Origin of the sequence: Azohydromonas australica DSM 1124, from assembly GCF_000430725.1 — a bacterium.
Classification (GTDB): domain Bacteria; phylum Pseudomonadota; class Gammaproteobacteria; order Burkholderiales; family Burkholderiaceae_C; genus Azohydromonas; species Azohydromonas australica.
The window spans coordinates 1-2,058 of record NZ_AUMO01000160.1; the positions used below are offsets into that span (position 1 = coordinate 1).

Here is a 2,058-nt window from a genome sequence, read left to right on the forward strand (position 1 = left end):
CCGACATCCATCAGGCCTTTCTGACCCTGGGTTGCGCGCTCATTTGCTGGAACCATTTGCTGCCTTCGTAGGGCAAAAAGTTAGAGCTTCTAAATTCCGGCATTGACGGTGCTTGACTTCGCTGCAGGACTGGCCAGTCACACGGGACGCACCTGCTTGCCTAAGAGGATCAGGACAAGATCGAAAAAAGCGCCTTCAAGGCGCGTCAAACAGGGCTGCTGACGTAGCCCTGTAACCCTGGTTATAAGGTCAGAACGTCTTACGCAGCCCCAGCTGGAACACCCGTTTCTCGTTGATGAAGTCTTTCAGATCACCGTTGCTGACACCGATTCCGGTGTAAACGGTGGTCAGCTTGGACAAGCTGTAGGTGCCGACCAGGCCAATACGCCCCAATGTGCGGTTAGACCCTGCAGCGTTCTCGAACTTGGTTCGGGTGTAGTTCAAGGCTACGGTGCCAGCGCCCACAGGCATCAACGCACCAACGGTATAGGCCTTGAGCCGTGTGGCAGGGCCTGCCAAACCGGGCAATGTCAGCGTTGCAATCTGGGTGCCGATGCCACCCGAAGTCGCCGGAGCGGTAATGATGCCGGCGCTGCCTGTGGTCAGGTCCTTGCCATTCTGATAGCCACCAAGCAGCTTGAACCTACCGAAATCGTAGTTGCCACCGACTTCCCAGATCTTGTTGACTGCATCGCCCGCAGCGCCGACACCTGGAGTAGCCACGCGGGCTTTGCTTTGCTCATAAGACAAAGCGAGGTTCAGTGGGCCGTTGGCGAATGTTCCCTTCAGGCCTTGATACCGGTCGACCAGTCCCTCTCCAGCAGCGACCATGGCCTGCAGTCGCAAACCGTAGAAGGTTGGCGAGATGTACTGCACCGTGTTGTCAATGCGTGGTGCGTCGATGAACAATGGAATCGAGCCAGTAGCAAAGGTGTTTGCAACGGCGGCCGGGTTCGTTACGAGGGAGTTGCCATAGGGATTGTTCAGTACTGTTACCTCGTCATGGAAGGCGTATTGCCGGCCCAGACGAATTTCCCCCAAGGTGGCGGAGGCAAGGGAGATGAATGCTTGGCGACCGAACAGGCGCCCGCCATTGGCTGACACACCGGTATCTCCGGCGAAGCCGGACTCCAGAACGACGTTGGCCTTCAGCCCATTGCCCAGATCTTCCTGCACCCTTAAACCCCAGCGAGATCCGGGGCCGAATGCACTGCCATCAGCCAGGCGATTGAGGGACTGCCCTGCCAGCGGCGAACTATCGCCTGAGCTGAGATGCTGGTAGCTCAGATCAACCAAGCCATACAACGTTACGTTGGACTGCGCCAGGGCGACGTCTGTAAACGCACCCACAGTACCAAGCACTATAAGAATCTTTTTCATCTTCCGTCTCCTCTTACCGTCTTGGTGATTGAACTTTTTGCTTCGCTACCCCATCAACGGGTAATCAAACGACAGCAAAAATCTAGAGCGCCTTGATCAATGCGGGCACCGCCTCAAACACGTCGGCCTCCAGGCCGTAGTCCGCCACGCTGAAGATCGGCGCCTCCGGATCCTTGTTGATCGCCACGATCACTTTGGAATCCTTCATGCCGGCCAAGTGCTGGATCGCGCCGCTGATACCGCAGGCAATGTAGAGAGCAGGCGCCACGATCTTGCCAGTCTGTCCCACTTGCCAGTCGTTGGGGGCGTAGCCCGCGTCCACCGCGGCGCGCGAGGCGCCTAGCGCCGCATTAAGCTTGTCGGCCAGCGGCGTGAGCAGCTCGGTGAACTTCTCGGCCGAGCCCAGCGCCCGGCCACCGGAGACGATGACCTTCGCGGCCGTCAGCTCCGGGCGGTCCGACTTGGTCAGCTCGCGGCCAAGGAAGGCGCTCTTGCCGCTGTCGGCGACCGCGGCCAGGCTTTCGACCGCAGCGCTGCCGCCGGTGGCCGGGGCGGCGTCGAAGCCCGTGGTGCGCACGGTGATCACCTTCACCGCGTCGGCGCTCTGCACCGTGGCGATGGCGTTGCCGGCGTAGATCGGGCGCTCGAAGGTGTCGGCCGACAGCACCTTGGTGACAT

General features: G+C 59.8%; 2 protein-coding genes. Both read right to left on the reverse strand.

Annotated features, from left to right (window positions below; translation table 11 throughout):
• Positions 1-249: 249 nt before the first annotated feature.
• Positions 250-1,380 carry a porin gene (locus H537_RS51355; RefSeq protein ID WP_084150817.1) on the reverse strand — a complete coding sequence of 377 codons (1,131 nt, stop codon included), beginning with the start codon at positions 1,378-1,380 and terminating at the stop codon, positions 250-252.
• 82 nt (positions 1,381-1,462) lie between these two features.
• A partial coding sequence (locus H537_RS0118955; RefSeq protein WP_028999081.1) for an electron transfer flavoprotein subunit alpha/FixB family protein occupies positions 1,463-2,058 on the reverse strand: 596 nt, incomplete at its 5' end.